The sequence below is a fragment of the Brevundimonas sp. DC300-4 genome, from assembly GCF_049897365.1.
GTDB lineage: Bacteria > Pseudomonadota > Alphaproteobacteria > Caulobacterales > Caulobacteraceae > Brevundimonas.
This window is the reverse complement of the sequence record NZ_JAFCWC010000003.1, coordinates 1-18,259: the sequence shown is the minus strand read 5'-3', so window position 1 is coordinate 18,259 and position 18,259 is coordinate 1. Positions and strand designations below refer to the sequence as shown.

General features: G+C 66.5%; 17 protein-coding genes and 1 pseudogene. 7 read left to right on the top strand and 11 right to left on the bottom strand.

Annotated elements, in window-relative coordinates:
- Position 1 precedes the first annotated feature (1 nt).
- From phnE to ACP7AZ_RS05780, 5 genes and pseudogenes are all read right to left on the bottom strand, one after another.
- The gene (gene phnE, locus ACP7AZ_RS05800; RefSeq protein ID WP_426036966.1) at positions 2–814 is read right to left on the bottom strand and encodes a phosphonate ABC transporter, permease protein PhnE; all 813 of its coding nucleotides are present in this window, start codon (positions 812–814) and stop codon (positions 2–4) included.
- Positions 811–1,812, bottom strand: coding sequence for a phosphate/phosphite/phosphonate ABC transporter substrate-binding protein (gene phnD, locus ACP7AZ_RS05795; protein ID WP_426036964.1), 1,002 nt, complete (start codon positions 1,810–1,812; stop codon positions 811–813). The genes phnE and phnD overlap by 4 nt, the downstream gene beginning before the upstream one ends.
- Positions 1,809–2,579, bottom strand: coding sequence for a phosphonate ABC transporter ATP-binding protein (gene phnC / locus ACP7AZ_RS05790; RefSeq protein ID WP_426037714.1), 771 nt, complete (start codon positions 2,577–2,579; stop codon positions 1,809–1,811). The genes phnD and phnC overlap by 4 nt, the downstream gene beginning before the upstream one ends.
- Before the next feature lie 187 nt (positions 2,580–2,766).
- Positions 2,767–3,402 carry a DUF2254 family protein gene (locus ACP7AZ_RS05785; protein WP_426036962.1) on the bottom strand — a complete coding sequence of 212 codons (636 nt, stop codon included), beginning with the start codon at positions 3,400–3,402 and terminating at the stop codon, positions 2,767–2,769.
- A 127-nt stretch (positions 3,403–3,529) separates the two neighbouring features.
- Positions 3,530–4,000: pseudogene (locus ACP7AZ_RS05780) on the bottom strand (DUF2254 family protein); the annotation flags it as partial.
- Positions 4,001–4,248: 248 nt separating this feature from the next.
- Here ACP7AZ_RS05780 and ACP7AZ_RS05775 point away from each other — a divergent pair.
- From ACP7AZ_RS05775 to ACP7AZ_RS05765, 3 genes are all read left to right on the top strand, one after another.
- On the top strand, positions 4,249–5,514 hold the full coding sequence (locus ACP7AZ_RS05775) for a type III PLP-dependent enzyme (protein WP_426036960.1): 1,266 nt from the start codon (positions 4,249–4,251) through the stop codon (positions 5,512–5,514).
- Between the two features lie 2 nt (positions 5,515–5,516).
- Complete coding sequence (locus ACP7AZ_RS05770; protein WP_426036958.1) at positions 5,517–5,831, top strand: cupin; 315 nt, start codon at positions 5,517–5,519, stop codon at positions 5,829–5,831.
- Between the two features lie 114 nt (positions 5,832–5,945).
- Entirely contained in the window at positions 5,946–6,998 is a 1,053-nt protein-coding gene (locus ACP7AZ_RS05765) for a 1,9-bis(guanidino)-5-aza-nonane synthase (protein ID WP_426036956.1), read from the top strand.
- A gap of 133 nt (positions 6,999–7,131) precedes the next feature.
- Here the strand turns inward: ACP7AZ_RS05765 and ACP7AZ_RS05760 are convergent, their stop codons facing one another.
- Positions 7,132–7,731: a PadR family transcriptional regulator gene (locus tag ACP7AZ_RS05760; RefSeq protein ID WP_426036954.1), complete on the bottom strand. Its 600-nt coding sequence runs from the start codon at positions 7,729–7,731 to the stop codon at positions 7,132–7,134.
- A gap of 141 nt (positions 7,732–7,872) precedes the next feature.
- Here ACP7AZ_RS05760 and ACP7AZ_RS05755 point away from each other — a divergent pair, with 141 nt between their 5' ends.
- The 4 genes from ACP7AZ_RS05755 (at position 7,873) to ACP7AZ_RS05740 (ending at position 10,633) form a co-directional block, all read left to right on the top strand.
- The gene (locus ACP7AZ_RS05755) at positions 7,873–8,241 is read left to right on the top strand and encodes a ribonuclease (RefSeq protein ID WP_426036952.1); all 369 of its coding nucleotides are present in this window, start codon (positions 7,873–7,875) and stop codon (positions 8,239–8,241) included.
- 195 nt (positions 8,242–8,436) lie between these two features.
- A complete protein-coding gene (locus tag ACP7AZ_RS05750) occupies positions 8,437–8,811 on the top strand; it encodes a hypothetical protein (protein ID WP_426036950.1) in 375 nt (124 codons plus the stop codon).
- On the top strand, positions 8,808–9,611 hold the full coding sequence (locus ACP7AZ_RS05745; RefSeq protein WP_426036948.1) for a phosphatase PAP2 family protein: 804 nt from the start codon (positions 8,808–8,810) through the stop codon (positions 9,609–9,611). Before ACP7AZ_RS05750 ends, ACP7AZ_RS05745 begins: the two co-directional genes overlap by 4 nt.
- A gap of 8 nt (positions 9,612–9,619) precedes the next feature.
- Positions 9,620–10,633, top strand: coding sequence for a right-handed parallel beta-helix repeat-containing protein (locus tag ACP7AZ_RS05740; protein WP_426036946.1), 1,014 nt, complete (start codon positions 9,620–9,622; stop codon positions 10,631–10,633).
- On the opposite strand, the gene aguB is transcribed toward ACP7AZ_RS05740, so the two are convergent.
- The 5 genes from aguB to ACP7AZ_RS05715 all read right to left on the bottom strand — a co-directional run bounded on the left by aguB (position 10,600) and on the right by ACP7AZ_RS05715 (position 17,660).
- Complete coding sequence (gene aguB / locus ACP7AZ_RS05735; protein ID WP_426036944.1) at positions 10,600–11,481, bottom strand: N-carbamoylputrescine amidase; 882 nt, start codon at positions 11,479–11,481, stop codon at positions 10,600–10,602. The two genes, ACP7AZ_RS05740 and aguB, sit on opposite strands and share 34 nt — an antisense overlap.
- Complete coding sequence (locus tag ACP7AZ_RS05730) at positions 11,481–12,467, bottom strand: agmatine deiminase family protein (RefSeq protein ID WP_426036942.1); 987 nt, start codon at positions 12,465–12,467, stop codon at positions 11,481–11,483. The genes aguB and ACP7AZ_RS05730 overlap by 1 nt, the downstream gene beginning before the upstream one ends.
- Before the next feature lie 157 nt (positions 12,468–12,624).
- Positions 12,625–15,225 (bottom strand): TonB-dependent receptor, encoded by a 2,601-nt coding sequence (locus tag ACP7AZ_RS05725; RefSeq protein WP_426036940.1) that lies wholly within the window; start codon positions 15,223–15,225, stop codon positions 12,625–12,627.
- Positions 15,226–15,410: 185 nt separating this feature from the next.
- Positions 15,411–16,040, bottom strand: coding sequence for a peptide-methionine (S)-S-oxide reductase MsrA (msrA, locus tag ACP7AZ_RS05720; protein WP_426036938.1), 630 nt, complete (start codon positions 16,038–16,040; stop codon positions 15,411–15,413).
- A gap of 234 nt (positions 16,041–16,274) precedes the next feature.
- On the bottom strand, positions 16,275–17,660 hold the full coding sequence (locus ACP7AZ_RS05715; protein WP_426036936.1) for a capsular biosynthesis protein: 1,386 nt from the start codon (positions 17,658–17,660) through the stop codon (positions 16,275–16,277).
- Between the last annotated feature and the right edge of the window lie 599 nt (positions 17,661–18,259).

The window sequence follows — 18,259 nt, the reverse complement described above, 5'->3', positions numbered from 1 at the left end:
CTTAAAGCAGACGTTTGCGCATGGCCTGTGACAGCATGTCGATCAGGGTCACGGCGATGACCACGACCACGACGATGGCGGACACGTCGCGGAAGTCGAAGGCGTTCATCCTGTCGAACAGCACCTGGCCGATGCCACCCGCGCCGATCAGACCCAGAACGGTGGCCGACCGGCTGTTGGACTCGAACCGGTAGAGTGCGAACGAGGTCCACAGCGGCGCGACCTGGGGGATGACGCCCCAGACGATCTCATGGAGCTTGGTGGCGCCGGTGGCGCGCACACCTTCGACGGGCCCCTTGTCGATCGACTCCACGGCTTCCGAGAACAGCTTGGCCAGCACACCTGCCGTGTTCAGGGCGATGGCCAGAACGCCGGGCAACGGGCCGAGGCCCACTGCCACGACGAATAGCAGACCAATGACCAGATCGGGAATGGAGCGCAGCAGGTTCATCAGCCAGCGAACCGGCGTGACCACCCAGACCGGAGACACATTGCGCGCCGCCGCCAGTCCCATCGGGACGGCCGCGAACACGGCGATGAACGTCCCCCAGAGGGCGATCTGGATCGTCTCCCACATCTTCTCGACGAAGATGCGCCAGTCGGTGAAGTCGGGACGCAACAGCTCCCTGGCGAAGGTCTGGGTGCTTTCGGCGTTGCTGAACAGCTTGCCAATATTGCCCAGATCGACGTCGCCGACGCTATAGACCAGCAGCGTCAGGACGCCTCCCCAGATCAGGACGTCGAGCGCCCAGGCCCCCAGCGACTTCCGGGGCGCCTTCGGGATCGGGCCGGCGGCATGCGCGGCGTCGGTCAAGGCTGAACCTCACGCAGGACGCGCAGGCGCTGCAGCTCGGCCTCGGCGGCGGTGACGGCGGCGGTGTCGCCCTTCTCGCGCGCCTCGGTCAGCTGCTGGTCGGCGATCATCTCGCGGATCGGGTTCAGATAGTTGTCGTCCGCGGCGCGGAACTGGGAATACTCCAGCCCGGCCAGCACGCGGCGCTGACGGTCGGCCTCGACGCCTTCGCCCTGGCCGTAGGTCAGAAAGAAGCTGCGGATCTTTTCCTTGATGGCGGGATCGAGATCGCCGCGCACCAGGATGCCCGATTCCGGGATCGGCGGGGACTGCCAGATCTCGGTGATCTGGGCCGCAATGGCCGGGTTCTGGCGGTTCAGGAAGACGGTGTTGACGGTGTTCGAGGTCGCCACATCGACGACCCCCGTGGCCACAGCGAAGGCGTTAGCCTGATGGTTGGCCGAGCGCACGGTCTTGAAACACTGGGCCGGGACGATGCCGCGCGGATTGAACAGGAAGGCCATGGGGGCCAGCGTGCCCGAGGTGGACTGGGCGTCGCCTATGCCGAAGTCGAACCGCTTGCCGCAGGCCAGAACCTGATCCAGCGTGATCCCCGAGCCGGTCTTGACGACCAGGGTCGAGCGATAGCTGTCCAGCCCTTCCTTGTTGACGGTGCGGGCGATCACCTCGGCGTCGGCGCGGTCGATGGCCTCGACCGCCGGCTTGGCCGAGAACCAGGCGACCTGGGTCTGGTTGCCGCGCATGGCCTCGACCAGGACGGTGTAGTTCGAGCCGAAGAACGGCTCCACAGGCACGCCGATGGCGGTCGACATGTCCTCCAGCAGCGGCTGCCACAGCGGTCCGGCCGAGGCCTGGCCTTCCGCCGACAGGATGGAGAAGGTGATCTTGGTCGGCGCGCCGGCCTTGGTCTCGTCACCGCCGCCGCAGGCCGAGAGACCGAGCAGGGCGATCGCGACGCCGACCAGAGCGGCCCGGCGGGTGAATGAGGCGAAGATCATGCCTTGGTTTCCCAGAACGCGTCCTCGAACTCGGGACCGTAGATATCGATCAATTGCTTGGTGTCGAGGCTGGTCGACGGGCCGTCATAGACGACCTTGCCGGCCTTCAGCGCGATCACCCGGTCGCAATAGCGGATGGCGTAGTCGACCTGGTGCAGGGTGACGATCACCCCCAGGCCGTCGCGCTTGTTCAGTTCGACCAGCAACTCCATCACCTTGCGGGCGGAGACCGGGTCCAGCGAGGCGACCGGCTCGTCGGCCAGGATCCCCTTCGCGCCCTGGACCAGGGCCCGGGCGATGGCGCCGCGCTGCTGCTGGCCGCCCGACAATGTGTTGGCGCGCTGGGCGGCGTAGTCGGCGACACCCACCCGGTGCAGGGCCGCCATGGCCCGCGCCTTGTCGGCGCTGGGCCAGGCCCCCAGTAGACCCTGCCAGCCGGGAAGTCGGCCCAGCGCTCCCAGCATGACGTTGGAGAACAGACTCAACCGTCCGACCAGATTGAACTGCTGGAAGATCATGCCCAGCTTCTGGCGCGCGGCGCGGACGGCGCCGGTGGTGCGGCCGTTCTTCTGGACGCAGACGCCGAAGACGTCGATCTGGCCCTTGCCGCCGTCGATCGTCTGCAGGCCGGTGATGGAACGCAACAGGGTGGACTTTCCCGATCCGGACGGACCGATCAGGGCGACCATTTCTCCAGCGGCGACGGACACGGAGACGCCGTCGAGGGCCTTCCGGGTTCCGAAGGTCTTTGACACGTCGCGGGCCATGACGAGCCCGCTCGGAGTGGGGCCGGCCACGAGGGGGCCGTTCGCGGAGCTGGCGGCGGATGAACTCATGAACTCGCTGTGGGCGGCTGACGAAACAGGCGCCGAATGACGCGAGAAAGGCGGTCCGGCAAGTCTTAATGCCACGCGGCGAGAGGCGGCGTCCAGCGTGACCGCGCGTCGCCAGGGCTCAGCCGGTCTTTGCAGCCAGTTCGACCTGTCGCACATCGGCTGGAAGAGACAGCGCCAGGCGGGATCTCTCCAGCGCCTCCCGGGACTGACGCCGCGCCGCAGTCGCCAGAGGTCCCTTGTCGCGGGCCAACTTGTGCAGCAGCTTTTGCAATCGCACAGCGACGGCGACGTCACCTGCGCCATAGCGTGCGGGCGGCCCGAACACGTCGGCGACCAGATCGTCATCGTCGATCTGCGGCACCCACAGCCGCGAATAGCGAACCGCCAGCGCCTCGCTGGGGGTCATCGCCGCCCATTCGTCCAGAGCCCGGACTGCAGCACCCATGACCTGGATGGCCGTGCCCGCATCGTTGACGCCGGGCGAGAGTGCCCTGCCGGCGATCTCGCCCAGCACGATCAGGCCGAAGCGCGGGTCCTGATCGAAAGATCTCTGGCCGCCGATGGCGAAGGCGGATCGAAAAGCGTCGCAGCCTTCTTCGTCGCACCGGTCGCGGCTGATCGCCGCCACCGGGTCGCCGCACCGGACAAAGGCGCCGGGCGCCGCCAGTATTTCGACTAGGCAGTCCTGCGCCTCGGCCACAGCCTGTAGCCGCGCCGGATCGACATTCTGTATATAGCCGGTCTCCTCGGCCAAGATGGTGAACCGGGCCTCGATATGGCCCCGCCGGCCGCCCAGGTACGGGGACTTCCTCCTCTCCCTGAGCGCCGTGCGCGCCTGTCTCCTCCGCCAGATCGATCATATGTCCGACCCGGGCCAGGCTCGACAGGCGATTAATCCAGGCCAGCAGCCGATAGGCCACCAGACCGACGACCCCCAGGCTGAACATGAACACGATCGCCCGCCCCTCCTGCCCATAGTAGTCTGCATTGACCGCCGTCACCGCGATGATGGCGTACAGGAAGGCCCCGACAAAGGTCGCCAGCGCCTTCCGGACTTCTGCGGCGCTGGTCACCAGAGCCGCCACGCGCGGCGTGGCGGCCTGGGACACGGCCGTATAGGCGGTCACCATGACCCCGGCTGAGAATGTCGCGACCCCCAGCAGGCTGGACGCGAGGATGGTCAGGATCGAACTGACGGATTCGCCGCCCAGCCGTTTGGCGACCTCTTCCGGAACCCAGGGCGCGGCGAGCACGGCTAGCAACGCGGCTGCAGCGCCGGCGGCCCCGTAGAACGTCGCCAGTACCCACAATTCGCGACGAATATTCCGCCACCAGAACAACCAGCGATTCATGCGTGTAGTCCAACCCTGACCTTCGACCTTGGCCATAACGACGGTGACCGCCGGGAGTTCATGATCAGCGTCCAAAGGAAGCGATCCGGGTCCGGATCGTCGCCGTCTCCTGTCAGCCCGCGTCACGAAAAAACCGCTTTACATGACAGGTCCGTGACCCTACATGCGCTGCTTCCGGCGGACCCCGTGGTCTAACGTTGCGCTGCTAACGCCGGTCTGGGTTTAACAATTACAGGGGTTTACGTGAATTGCGCACGTATCCATTTCCCCTGGACCTGGTCCGCGAGCGGTCCCCTGAACGTCCAGTCGCACTCGTGCGGCCGCGTTCGGTTTCCGTAGCGGCGCGCTGGTTCCAGGATAATCTAAAGGCTGACGTCTTCTATGCTGTGAAGGCCAATCCTTCACGCTGGGTCATAGAGGCCCTGAAGGACGCCGGTATTCGCGGCTATGATGCGGCTTCGATCGCCGAGATCGAACTCGTGCGCTCCGTCGATCCTGACGCGCGCATCGCCTTCATGCACCCGGTGAAGAGCCGGTCTGCGATCACCCGTGCCTATTTCGATCACGGTGTCCGCACCTTCTCGCTCGACTGTGAGGACGAGTTGCAGAAGATCCTCGACGCCACCGGCGGCGCGTCGGATCTGAACCTGCTCGTGCGCATGGCGGTTTCCGCCGACGGTGCAGCCTACTCCCTCTCGGGCAAGTTCGGCGTCTCCGCCGATCAGGCCCCGGCCCTGCTGCTGTCCGTTCGTCGGGCGGTCAAGGAGGGGCTGATGGGCGTCTGCTTCCACGTCGGATCGCAGTGCATGCGCCCGACCGCCTATCAGGCCGCCATGGCCCAGGTCGGTCGCGCCATCTCGCGCGCAGGTGTGATCGTTGACATCGTCGACATCGGCGGCGGCTTCCCCTCGGTCTATCCGGGCATGGTTCCGCCGGACATGAGCGAATACGCCGACGCCATCCACCGTGGCTTCAACGACATGCCCGTGTCGGAAACGACCGAGCTGTGGTGCGAGCCCGGCCGGGCCCTGGTCGCCGAATCCTCGTCGGTCCTGGCGCGCGTGGACCTGCGCAAGGGTGACGCCCTCTATCTGAACGACGGGTCCTATGGCGCGCTGTTCGACGCGACCCACTCGCGCTGGCCCTTCCCGACCAAGCTGGTCCGGGACGGCGAAAGCTCGGACGATCTCAAGCCGTTTCAGTTCTACGGACCGACCTGCGATTCGATCGACCATATGCCGGGTCCGTTCTGGCTGCCGGCCGACATCCGGGAAGGCGACTTCATCGAGATCGGCATGCTCGGCGCCTATGGCGTGGCCATGTCGACGGGCTTCAACGGCTATGGCGAGCATGAGGTGGCCGTGGTCGAGGACGCTCCGATGGCCTCGCTCTATGGCCTCGCGCCCCGCTCCATCCCCACCGTGCGCACCACGGCGGAAGAGCAGGCCCGCAAGGTCGTGCGGTTGTCACGTCCGAAAGGTAAGGCCGGGCAACGCAAGAAGAGCAGGCGCTAGCCATGAAGTTCGTCCCCGGTCTGACCACGTTTCGCGCAGATCGGGCTTGGGGCGCACTGGATGTAGGGCAGGTGGATGGCGCGACCGTCCGCCTGCACTGGACCGACCAGCCCTACAAATGGCACGTCAACGACGGACCCGAGACCTTCATCGTCCTGACCGGCGCAGTCGATATGCATTGGCGCAATGACGGTGTGGAAGCGGTCGAGCGACTGAACGCCGGGGATGCTTGCGTTGCGGAAATAGGCGATGAACACGTCGCCCATCCGGTCGGCGAGGCCCGCATTCTGGTCGTCGAGCGCGCGGGCAGCGTCTGACGGCCGCATCCTAACGGCGGCAGCGCCGTTTCAACGCCTATCTGCGTTCCGGTCGCTCCGTCCCGGCCCGCGGTACTTTCACGACGGGCGCTCAAAACCAGGGACACCCTTGCAATGAACGCACCCGTTCAAAAGAACACCAAGGCCGAGTTGCTACAGAACGTCGTCGAACACATCGACATCACGTCCTTCGACGCCCGCCCGATCGTCGACGCCATGCGCAAGATGAGCTTCTCGTCGCGCGACACCGCCCGCGCTGCCGACATCTTCTCGATGGCCATCGAGGATGCGGACTGCTCGCCGTGGCTGATCCTGGCCGGCTCGACCTCGGCCGGGGGCTGCATGCACGTGTACCGCGACATGGTGAAGTTCGGCATGATCGATGCGATCGTCGCCACCGGCGCCTCGATCGTCGACATGGATTTCTTCGAGGCCCTGGGCTTCAAACACTACCAGGCCGCCGGCGAGGTGGACGACAACGTCCTGCGCGACAACTACATCGACCGGATCTACGACACCTATATCGACGAGGAAGAGCTCCAGAACTGCGATCACACGATCCTGGAGATCTGCAACGCCCTGGAGCCGCGCGCCTATTCGAGCCGCGAGTTCATCTGGGAAATGGGCAAATGGCTGTCGGAAGGCAATGCGAAGAAGCCCGGCTCGTTGATCCAGACCGCCTATGAAGAAGGCGTGCCGATCTTCTGCCCGGCCTTCGTCGATAGCTCGGCCGGTTTTGGTCTGGTCAAGCACCAGAAGGAACAGATCGCGGCGGGCAAGCCCTATCTGATGATCGATGCGGTCGCGGACTTCCGTGAACTGACCGACATCAAGATCGCGGCGGGCGTCACCGGCCTGTTCATGGTGGGTGGCGGCGTGCCCAAGAACTTCGCCCAGGACACGGTCGTCTGCGCCGAAATCCTCGGCATCGAGGCCGAGATGCACCGCTATGCGGTCCAGATCACGGTCGCCGACGTCCGCGACGGCGCCTGCTCGTCCTCGACGCTGAAAGAAGCTGCGTCGTGGGGCAAGGTCCAGACTACGCACGAACAGATGGTCTTCGCCGAAGCCACCACCGTGGTGCCATTGATCGCTTCGGACGCCTGGCACCGCGGCGCCTGGAAGAACCGCGACAAGCGCCGCTGGGCCAAGCTGTTCGGGAAGTAGGAATCCTCCCCCATCGGGGGAGGGCGACCGCGAAGCGGTGGAGGGGGCCGGCCGCGCGCGCCCTCGTTTGCATCAAGCCCTCTCCGTCACGGCGCTAAGCAGCGCCGCGCCAACTCCCCCAGAGGGGGAGGATCTACTGCCCGCTGACTTCGCGGACCGCCCTCATCAGACTCTCGACCACCCGAGCCGTCTCGAGGTCGGACCACTCGCCCGGCTTCATGATCACGGCCTGGCGCAGCGTGTGCAGCGCCTCCTTGACCACGTCCGGCGTCTGTTCGCCCGAGACCAGCCGCGCCGCGAGCGCCATGCGCTGCATGACGCCGTCGACGGCGGCGCGGTTCTCGTTCAGCCAGGCTTGGCCGGCCCCTGTCAGGGTGAAGATGCGCTTGCCGGCAGAGTCCTCCACCCCCGCGATCAGGCCTTCGTCGGCCAGCATCGACAGGGTCGGATAGACCACGCCCGGCGACGGCGCATAGGCCCCGCCGAACATCGCCTCGATCGCCTTGATCAGGTCGTAGCCGTGGCGCGGCTCCTTCTCGATCAGGGCCAGGGCGACGATCCTTAGGTCGCCCGGCCCGAACATGCGGCGGCCCGGGCCGCCGCGTCCGCCGAACATTCCGGGCCCGCCGGAACGACCCCGTCCATGGCCCCGGCCTTCACGCCCGCGCCCTTCGCCCTCCGGTCCGCAGCGATGCTCGCGCCAGTCGTGTTTCAGTCTGTGATGTCCAAACATGGAGTGTCCTTTCTCGCTGGGCATATCGCTAAGATTTATCTTGGATTACGAAAAGCAAGTTGACGATATATCTTTTGTCTCACTCTTCGGAACTGACGGTCGCACTGCGCCTTCCTCCAATACTGAATGCAGGAGCCTTAAATGACCGACGGCAACCCCGAGACACCCGAAGCGATCGAGGCCGAAGACATGGGCGAACGTCCTGACCTGGGCCGGACGCCGGACGCCCTCGCCGACGCCCTCGCCGACGCCCTGACCGGCAGCGGCGTGGGCTCCGATACACGCGCGGGCTCGCTGCAAGGCGGGGCGGCCACGGGCTCGGATGACGACCCCGATCAAACCGCCGTAGACCGCGTCATGGCCGATCAGGGCCGCGCGAGCGCCGACCCCCAGTCGCCTTCTGAGTTCGACCCGAACGGCATCGCAAACACCGGCGTCGGCCCCGACGAATCGGACGCCGATCCCGCCGAGGGCCGGCGCCCTGCGGATGCAGAGGCAGCGACGGGCTGAACGCCTTGCTGCCGCCCTACCGATGGGCCACGGTGCGGAAAGAACAGGTCTCAGGGACGACACGGGATGAAGCGTATTCTGGCGGTTCTCGCACTGACGTGCGCGGCTCTATTGCCCGCGGGCTGCGGCCCGAACGCCGAGACCCCTGCGGCCGCTGAAGGTCCCGCGCCGGCCGGACCGGCGGAAACAGCGCCAATGGCCGACGTCGCCGCCGTGACCGCTGAGCCCGCCGCGCCGGCCGCAGGCCCACTCGCCACCCCTGAAGCGCCCGCCTTCGCCGCTCTCTATCCCGGCGCGACGATGGACGCCCCGGCGATCACCGCGTCCGGCGCGTCGGGTCCGGGTGGCATCGCGACCTATACGACCGACGCCGATCCCGACGCCGTCATCGCCTTCCACCGCGCACGCGCTGAAGCTTCCGGCCTCTCCTCAGCCATGGCCATGAACCAGGGCGAGGCTCGCGCCTATGGGGCCGCGAGCCCGGGAACCGGAGCCAGCCTCCAGGTCGTCGCCTCCGCCACCGAAGACGGGCCAACCTCGGTGCAACTCAGCTGGAGCGCCGGCAGGTGAACCGCGCCGCCCTGATTGTCGCAGCCGCGTGTGTGCTCACCACTCCAGCCTACGCTTCAGCGCCCGCGCAGCAGGCCGCGACGGCCGCAGCGCCTGCCAGCTACCTGGATCACGCGGATATCCAGGCGCTGGCAGACACTGTGCCGCCCGCGCCCGTCGAGGGTTCCGCCTCCGCGTTGGCCGACATCGCCGCATCCGACCGTTTGCGAGCGCTGGAAGACACCGACCGCTGGATGCTGGCAACCCGCCACGCCGAGGTCCGGCCCGCTCTGGCCCTGGCCCATTTCGACTGCGCCCTCGGTTTCCGCGTCACAGCCGAGGACTCGCCCCGGCTGGTGTCGATCCTCGAGCGCGTTCTGCACGATACCAACGAGGCCGCCGAACTGGCCAAGGCCCGCGCCTTCCGTCCCCGCCCTGTCGCCGCCGACCGGGAGCGTCCGGCCTGTCAGGTCGTCTCCGCCGCCGGACGCGCCAGCCCCTCCTACCCCTCGGGCAGCGCCTCAGTCGGCGCCGCATATGGCGAGGTCTTCGCCGCCGTCGCCCCCGACCATGCCGCCGAGGCCGGGCGCATCGGGCATGAGATCGCGGTCAGCCGCATGGTCTGCGGCATGCACTATCCGTCCGACGTCGCCGAGGGCGAGACGCTGGGCAGGGCCGCGTTCCGGCAGATCGCCGCCACGCCCGCCTTCGAAGCCGACGCTATCGTCGCCCGCCAGGAGATCGCCCGCGCCCGCGTCGCCGGTCTGACCAGCCCCGCCTGCGCCGCCGAGCGCGCCGCCCTAGCCACGCCCCTGCACTAGGGCGACCGATGGCAGCCCTGGTCCTGCTCGCCCTTCTGGTGCCTGAACCGGTCATCGCCCGTTCCTGCTCGCCGTCTGAAGTCGCGGCCCTCACCGCCTTGCCGGCAGAAGACGCGCCCGCCGTCCGCCTGACCTGTTTTGCCAGCCTGCCGCCGGGTGCCTCGATCCGCCGCCACATCGTGTTCGAGGGCGCAGAGGCCTCGGGCGCGGGGCTCGACTGCAATGGCGGCTCCGTCGGCACGGCAGGCCAGGCCAGCACGACCCGCGATCCCACTGTCGCCGTCTGGTCCCGGCGTGACGGCGCTGGCTGGAGCGTCCCGCGCGACGTCCGTATCACCCGCTGCACAATCCACGGCAACCTGCGCATCTGGGGTCTCGGCCGCGACGACATCGCGTCCTTGCGTGCCTCATCACGTACGCCCGGTCACACGACGGCGGCCCAGACTGCGGCCCCGACGGGCCTGACACTCGAGAACATCACCTTCGCCGCCACCGGCTCGATTCCCCTCTACATCGGCCCGGGAGTGACGAACGTCCAAATGACTGGCGGGAGCTTCCGCGGCCAGTCCGTCTCCACGGCCATCTATCTGGATGCGGAGAGCGCCGGCGCAGTGATCCGCGATGTGGTTTTCGACATTCGCACCGGCCGCGAACAGATCGCCGTCGACGGCTCGGCCCGTAATCGCATCGAGGAAAACCGCTTCCAGCTCAACGGGCGCGCAGGCGTCTTGCTTTACCGGAACTGCGGCGAGGACGGCGTGATCCGTCACCAGACCCCGTCGGAGAACGTTATCACCGGCAATCGCTTCGAAGGCGTCGCCTGGCTAATGCCTCGCCCGATTGTGGTCGGCTCACGCGAGGGTCGCCGAAGATACTGCGCTGACGACGCAGGCTATCCGTTCGGCTCCAGCGTCGACGATCGCGACCATGCGACCGGCAATGTCGTCAACCGCAACACCTTGGGATTCCGCTGGCTGCCGTCATCGGTTCAGGCCGGGCGCGGCGCCGTCAGGGCGCCGTAGAGGTCGGTCCGCCGGTCGCGGAAGAAGCCCCATGCCGCCCGGTGCCGATCGAGGAAGTCCAGGTCGAAGGTATGGACCAGCGCGCCTTCGTCGTCCGCGCCGAAGCTCTCGACCAGGTCGCCCCGGTGATCCGAGATGAAGGAGTGGCCGTAGAAGCTCTGGCCCGCCTGGGTCACCGTTTCATGGCCGATCCGGTTCGCGCCCACGACCGGCACGACGTTCGACACCGCATGGCCCTGCATGGCCCGGCGCCAAGGCTCGGCCGTATGCAGTTCGGCGTCATGCGGCTCCGACCCGATCGCGGTCGGATACATCAGCACCTCGGCGCCCATCAGCATCATCGCCCGCGCCGTCTCGGGGTACCACTGGTCCCAGCAGATACCGACGCCGACCCGGCCAAACCGCGTGTCCCAGACCTTGAAGCCCGTATCCCCCGGGCGGAAATAGTATTTCTCCTGATAGCCTGGGCCGTCGGGAATGTGGCTCTTGCGATAGACGCCCAGCGGCGAGCCGTCGGCGTCCAGCATGACCATCGAGTTGAAATAATGCGGCCCCTCGCGCTCGAAGATCGAGACGGGGATGGCGACGCCGAACTGCTTCGCCACGTCGGCCATCGCGATCACCGCCGGATGCTCGCGCCACGGCCAGGCCGTGCCGAACCACTTCTCCTCCTGCGCGACGCAGAAATACGGGCCCTGGAACAGCTCGGACGGCAGGATCACCTGCGCGCCCTTCGACGCCGCCTCGCGCACGAGATCGGCGGTCTTGTTGATGTTCGCCTCCATGTCCTCGCCATAGGAGGTCTGGAGAGCGGCGACCGAGATCACTCTGGATTCTGGAACGGCCATCAGGCGGGCTCCTGCTGGGAGATGCAGTGGAAGGATCCGCCGCCCGTCAGGACGTTGATCGACGGCGACAGGATGATCTCACGGTCCGGGAAGACGGAGGCCAGAGCCTCGCCCGCCATCCGGCCGGCCGCCTCATTCCCATAGGTCGGCACAACGACCGCGCCATTGGCGATGAGGAAATTCATGTGGCTGGCCGGGATCGGCTCTCCGTTCTCGTTCTCCAGCCGCCCCGGCGACGGGATACGCAAGACCCTGAACCCGGCTTCGGACAGATCGCGGGCGCAGGCGTCGTAAACCTCCGCGTTCGGATCATCGGTCCCGAAAGCGATCGGACAGGCCACGATGCCCGGCGCGACGAAGCGGGCCAGGTTGTCGACATGGCCGTCGGTGTGGTCGTTCATCAGACCGTCGCCCAGCCAGATGACACGGGTGGCGCCCAGCGCCTCGCCCAGCAAGGCCTCGGCCTTCGCCTCGGTCCAGCCGATGTTGCGGTTCGGGTTCAACAGGCACTGGCGCGTGGTCAGGATCGTCCCTGCCCCGTCGTGGTCCAAGGCTCCGCCCTCCATGATCGCGTCAATGCGCGTCAACGGCGTGCCCGAGGCCGCGCCGATCTGGTCCGGGACCGTGTCGTCGAACTCCATCTCGTACTTTCCGCCCCAGCCGTTGAAGCGAAAGGCGGCCGCCGTCTTCGAGCTTTCAGCGAAGATCGGGCCCGTGTCTCTCAGCCAGATATCACCGAACCGGCCGGGCACGACCTTGACGCCCGCAACGGCGTTGAACCGCGCTCGGGCGCCGGCCAGGGCCTCGTCGCTGCCGATCATCAGCCTGACCTGCTCGCGGCCCGGTCCCGCAAGGGCCAGGACCAGGGCCTCGACCTCAGCCTGAGCCTGGTCGAGATTGTCGACCCATAATTCTTCATGGCTGGGCCAGCCGACCCACATTGCCCGGTGAGGCGACCATTCGGCGGGGATCGGCGAGACGGCCATGGGCGGAGGACTTCTTTCGAAAAGCGGCGGGGGACCGCGCCAGATAGCGACCCCCTCCCCCCACTTCAATGCCGGGGGCAGCCGGCGGGTTCAGGACAAAGAAAAAGGGCGGCCCCGCGAAGGGCCGCCCTGATCCATTTCAGTCCGGGGTTAGAGCCTAGAAGCTCGTGCCCAGGGTCAGCATCATTGTGCGCGGCGCACCGAGCGAGAAGGTGCGAACCGTGCCGGCGCGGTTAATTACACCCGCGCCCGGATCGATGTCGACGGCCAGGGCGTTGTTGCCCGAGGAGATCGACGCCGGATACTCTTCGTCGAACAGGTTCGTGACGTTGAACTGTACGAAGGCGTTACGGATGCCGAATGTGTCGGTCAGGTCGTAGCGGCTGTCGAAGTCGACGGTGACGTAGGAAGGCGTCTTTTCATCGTTGACGTCGGTGGTGAAGCGTTCACCGACATACTTGCCTTGCAGGCCCAGCGACCAGGCCTCGGTCACGTCCCAGTTGGCGCGCAGGCTGTAGGTCCACTCCGGCGTTTCAACCAGCGACTTGCCGGTGGTCGGCAGGAAGGTGCCCGCGCCCAGGGGCACGTCGTCCTGGATTTCCGAGGTGTTGTACGAGGCCGAACCGCCGACCGAGAAGGTGTCGGTCAGGGCGTACTCGAACTGGGCGTCGACGCCCGACTGTTCCACCGAACCCAGGTTCCGGTCGATCGACAGGTTGAAGGTCGGCGAGGCCGGATCGTTGTCGAACGACGTCACGATGCGGTTCTCGAACGACACGTACCAGGCTGCGATCGAGGCGATCAGGGTCGAGGAGGTGTAGCGGTAGCCCAGGTCGTAGGACTTGGAGGTTTCTGGCTGAACGGACGAGAAATCGAGCGCGCCCGAGGCGTTGCGAACCGGCTGGTACAGGTTGTCGGTACGCGGCAGCGAGATGCCTTCGGCATAGCTGGCGTAGACCGAGTTGTTGTCCAGGAAACGATAGCTCGCGCCCAGGCTCGGCAGGATGGCGTCATACTTCAGGGTCTGGGCGTAGGGACGGATATACTGGCCCGTGCCGGTCGAGGCGAAGTTCACGTTACCGTTGGCAAGGGTCGCCGAAGGCGTTTCGGTCGTGCAGCGCACGGTCGAGGTGCCGCTCAGCGAGAAGCAGAACTGGTTCAGGTCGCGGGTGAAGAAGGGTGCGCGAACGCCCAGGGTGACCGACAGGGCGTCGTCGAAGAACTGGCCCCGGTATTCGGCCGAGATCTGGTTCAGCAGGGCGATCGAGAAGCGATCGCGACCGCGCAGATAGGAGCCATCGCGGCCGTTGATGCGCAGGCTTTCGTTGCCCCAGGTGTTTTCACCGCCGAACACTTCAGGCACCGAACCATCGGCATTGTAGCGGATGGCTTCGTTGGTCTGACGGTGACGACCGTAGTCGTTGGTGTACGAGATACGGACGCGGTGATCGTCGTTGATGTCCCAGAGCAGTGAGGACAGAACGCCGTAGCGGCGCGTGTTGGTGTTGTTCGGGGTATAGAGGCCGACGTTGTCACAGCTGTCGCCGTCGCCGTTCAGGTCTACGCCGGTGTTCAGGATCGCAGCGGCGGCGCACTGGGCGGCCGTGGTGAGCGCCGCGTTGTTGGTCGTGTTCTGGTCCAGACGATCGTCGCGCTCGCTGGTCAGGGTGTAACCGCCGCCGTTGGCGATGACGTACTGGAACGAGGGGTCGATTGTCAGGCGAATGCTGTCAGTCAGGCCGTAGCTGAACTGGCCGCGGATGTTGCCCGTGTTCGAGGGGTTGATCCGGGTGCGGTGGTCGTTGGTGCAGCTGGTGTTGTTCAGCGTACCGCCGAAATAGGTGATCGCAGTCGACTGGTTCGACTCGTTCTGCACCGTGCCGGCGCCGGGCGTCGGGCGGAAGCAGGCGATGTCATTCTCAGGCTTCAGGCCGAGGTTGAACTGCGAGAGGTTGATGAATGTGTTGTAGGAGTTGTTGCGGTTCTCGTTCCAGTGGAAGGCCAGGCTGGCGAAGTCGCCGTCACCCAGGTCCTGGAAGACGCGGCCATTGTACTGCTTCTTCTCCAGGTCGCCGGGCCCCTTCCACTTGTCGTAGTTGGTGTACGAACCGGTGATGAAGGCGGTCGTGCCCCAGGGACCGAAAGCGCCCGTATCAAAACGGCCGAAGACACGGCCGTAGTTGAAGGAACCGATCGAGGTGCGGATCTGCGCGCCCATTTCTTCCAGCGGACGCGCGGTCGTGTAGGAGATGGTGCCGCCGCTGGCCGAGGCGGTCGGGCTGTCGACGTCGGCCGAACCCTGGTTGACCGAGGCGCGATCGATGATTTCCGAATCGACCTGCTGGTTGGAGAACACCGCGTAGTTGCCGGTGTCGTTCAGGGGGATACCGTCGAATGTCAGCGAGACGCGGTTGCCGTCGAAGCCGCGCAGACGGATGTTGCCGCCCGAGTTGCCATAGGGGTCGTTGTTGGTGAAGTTCAAACCGGGGACGTTGTTCAGCAGAGCGATGACCGACTGACCGGACTGCTGGCGGCTGATGTACTCTTGCGTGATGGTCGAGCGGGTCTTGTCGACCGTCTGGGCGACGACGGCGCCCGAGATGGTGCGTGGGCCGCGGGCGCCGGTGACGACGACGGTATCGACTACGGTGCCTTCGGCGGCGTCCGTGCCCGACGACTGGGCCGAGGCGGCGCCGGCGAGCAGCATACCGCTGACCAGGGCGGTGGTCGCCCAGAGCGCACGAGTGCGAGAGTTCATTTTGTATCCCCAGATGGTGCGGGTCAGCGCCCGGCGCGCGTCAAAATGCGGCCAGAGAGAGCCGCGAACGTCTAAATCTCGCCCCCTCTACGATCGGTCTCGGAACCATCGACGACAGTCGTGTGACACTGGCGTGACAGTGCCCGTGGGTGACCGCGGCGCCACACCCCCGAATCCTGGAAGACTCAGCCGCCCCAGACTGCCCGCAGCCGCGCCTCACGGCCGCAGAAGCGACTGTATCCTCCATACCTCACGGGATTCAGGCGCGCGAAATCCTGGTGATAACTCTCCGCCGGCCAGAAACGGGCTGAGTTTCGGACCGGCGTCACGAAGCGTCGTTCTCCGATGACCGCCGCGGCCGCCGCCCGCGAGGCGTCGGCCATGGGCCGCTGGGCCGCTGTCGCGAACACGGCTGTGACATAGGACGGCCCTTGATCGCAGAACTGGCCGTCAGGGTCCGTAGGGTCGATGGTGCGCCAGAATCGATCGACCAGCTGGCGATAGGTGATACGGGCAGGGTCATAGGTGACCTGCACCGCCTCAACGTGGCCGGTGCCGCCCCGAACGACCGCATCATAGCTCGGGTTGGCGACCGTGCCGCCTGCGAACCCCGACACCGCCGAGACGACGCCCGGCATATGCTCGAAATTGGTCTCCGTCGACCAGAAGCAGCCGCCGGCGAACAGGGCTGTCTCGCGCCGCCCGCTATCCGGAGCGCCCTGGGCCGCCGGGGCGCTGGCGGCGGGCTCGCCCTGGGAACAGGCGGTGATGCCTATCACGACGACCACGGCAAATCGGGACAAGAGCGACGACATGCGGAAACCTCCGGCGCCGCCCCTGGATCGCGGCGGCCAACACCCCAGCTACGTCGGGACGCGCCATCCGGATACAAGTCTCACAGCGAAATCACCTCGCGGCCTCCGACGCGGCCTTCCCTTCACCCTTAGCGGGCCAGGAGGCTCCATGCGCGGTAGTTGCGGTTCGGTACTGCTGGAAGAGTGCGGTTTGCGGTTCGGCATTCGGGCGACGACACGGACCGCAATTTCGTTCTAGCGGGCGGCTGCGAACCGTCTTGCGAGGGCCCGGGCGGTGGGTTTGAGGGCCTTGGGTTCGTGGTAGTTGCCGTTGACCTGGGTGCGGTTGATGACGTGGGCCTTGAACCGTTTGTAGAGGTCGTCCTCGGGCGGCGCGGGATGGGTCCAGAACCCGTCGATGGGCTGCTGGTCGGTCAGGCCGTCGATGTCGAAGAAGGCCTCGCCCAGCACCTTGACCGGGGTCGAGAAGCCCAAGGCCGAGAGGGCCGCAGAGGAATTGTTGACCACCATGCCCGAGGAGGCCCGGCACAGGGCGGCCAGGTTACCGCCGTCGATGAAGTCGACCCGGTCGGCGATGCCGCGCTCGACTGCCAGCACATGGGTCATGCGCTTCAGATCGACCAGACCGGGATCCAGCGGGTGGTTCTTGATCACCAGCCGCGTCTCGGCGTCCGCGTGCCTGGCGAACGATGACAGGACCTCCGCCAGGAAGGCGGTGTTGTCGGCATAGTGGGAGTAGCGCAGCAGCTGGGCATCGCCCTCGCGCTGCAGGCAGGCCAGGAAGAATGGGCCCCGCGCGCGGATCACCTGGGCGTCCGACTCTGTCCTGGACCGGAAGGCGAGCTGCAGATAGCGCCGCACATGGCCCACGAACTGCAGCCAGGGCGACTGGGTGTAGGGATAGACGTAGCGGCGGAACACCAGGCGGCCCAGCGGCTGGGCGGCGTGATACAGGCTGATGTTGATGACGTGGTGTGGCAGGATCTTGCCAACCGGCCGGGTCGGCAGCATTTCGGGGATCGGGGGATCATAGGCCGTGCGCTCTCGCGGCAGGCCGGAGGAGGCGTTGACCCCGTTCTCCTCGACCGTGATCCAGTCGGGACGGAAGTAGCCGTTTTCCAGCACCCAGATACGCAGCGGATGAATCCGGTCCGGTTCCAGGGCGGTGGCGGCCTTGAGCTTGCCGGCCTGGGAGAGGACGCCCTGGTTATAGGGACCGCCCTCGCCGAACACGATCACGTCGGTCAGGCCCTGGTCCTGGACCAATCTGGCCAGCCGGGCGGGCCAGCGGCGCACGTCCCCTGTGTAGGGCTGGGCTCCCGAACGCCGCCAGTAGGCTGCGTCACCGGCGTTGAACAGCATCCGCGCCACAGAGGCGCCCTCGGCAGTCAGCTGCTCCGCCAGCATCCGGCCGAACGGACCGAACGGCGCCGTCACGATCAGAAACCGGCGGCCGGCCAGGGACTGGCCGGGGCGCGAGCGGAGGCCGGAGGCGGCCGGCGTCTGCAGGGCGGTCGGGACGACCGGAACGGTCTCGACGACGCGTACAGATTCGCGCGCCGCCGGACGGCGGGTCGATTCGCCCGGGGCGCGTCTGGGAGTGATGCGAATGTCCACCATGGTCAGGACCGGCTCACGCGAAGTCTTCGGGACGGAATGAACCGCTCAATGCCCCGCCCCTGATCCGGCGTCCCGAGCCAGACCCGCCGCCGCCCAAGGGCGACGCGGCTCCGTCGAAAGACCGGACAAGAGGGTCGGAACTCTGACATGGCCGCCTTTGTCGCTGGCCTCGTCACGCGGATCAACCGACTTGTCCAAAAAAGCGAGTGGGTGTTAGAAATTTCACGAAATCTTCCAGCGACATCGGACGAATTCCACGCCTTTCAAAGCCTTTAGACGGGCTCGAAAGGCCGTGGCGCGGGCCGTGTCGCTTGAAGCGAGACTTTCTGGCAACGCCACCCGGAAACGCGAAACCGCCGGCCTCCCGAGGGGGAGAACCGGCGGTCCATCACAGGATCATCAGCAGGGGGAGCCGTCTTCCGGAAGGTCGCCCTTCCCGTCGCACCGACGCCCCCCGGCGTCTTCCAGTCAGCTTGGTTCGGATCCCGATCCTTGCGGGATCGGGATCCTTGTCCAGGCGTCCTAGAAGTTGATGCCGATGGTGGCGCGACGGTTCAGAGGCTCGCGAACGCCGTCGGCGGTCGGACGGGCCAGGTTGG

Bases quoted from the DNA above. Each gene is read 5' to 3' on its own strand.
- phnD (WP_426036964.1), bottom strand. From the start codon at position 1,812: ATGATCTTCGCCTCATTCACCCGCCGGGCCGCTCTGGTCGGCGTCGCG.
- phnC (WP_426037714.1), bottom strand. From the start codon at position 2,579: ATGGCCCGCGACGTGTCAAAGACCTTCGGAACCCGGAAGGCCCTCGAC.
- ACP7AZ_RS05770 (WP_426036958.1), top strand. From the start codon at position 5,517: ATGAAGTTCGTCCCCGGTCTGACCACGTTTCGCGCAGATCGGGCTTGG.
- ACP7AZ_RS05765 (WP_426036956.1), top strand. From the start codon at position 5,946: ATGAACGCACCCGTTCAAAAGAACACCAAGGCCGAGTTGCTACAGAAC.
- ACP7AZ_RS05760 (WP_426036954.1), bottom strand. From the start codon at position 7,731: ATGTTTGGACATCACAGACTGAAACACGACTGGCGCGAGCATCGCTGC.
- ACP7AZ_RS05755 (WP_426036952.1), top strand. From the start codon at position 7,873: ATGACCGACGGCAACCCCGAGACACCCGAAGCGATCGAGGCCGAAGAC.
- ACP7AZ_RS05750 (WP_426036950.1), top strand. From the start codon at position 8,437: ATGGCCGACGTCGCCGCCGTGACCGCTGAGCCCGCCGCGCCGGCCGCA.
- ACP7AZ_RS05740 (WP_426036946.1), top strand. From the start codon at position 9,620: ATGGCAGCCCTGGTCCTGCTCGCCCTTCTGGTGCCTGAACCGGTCATC.
- aguB (WP_426036944.1), bottom strand. From the start codon at position 11,481: ATGGCCGTTCCAGAATCCAGAGTGATCTCGGTCGCCGCTCTCCAGACC.
- ACP7AZ_RS05730 (WP_426036942.1), bottom strand. From the start codon at position 12,467: ATGGCCGTCTCGCCGATCCCCGCCGAATGGTCGCCTCACCGGGCAATG.
- ACP7AZ_RS05725 (WP_426036940.1), bottom strand. From the start codon at position 15,225: ATGAACTCTCGCACTCGTGCGCTCTGGGCGACCACCGCCCTGGTCAGC.
- msrA (WP_426036938.1), bottom strand. From the start codon at position 16,040: ATGTCGTCGCTCTTGTCCCGATTTGCCGTGGTCGTCGTGATAGGCATC.
- ACP7AZ_RS05715 (WP_426036936.1), bottom strand. From the start codon at position 17,660: ATGGTGGACATTCGCATCACTCCCAGACGCGCCCCGGGCGAATCGACC.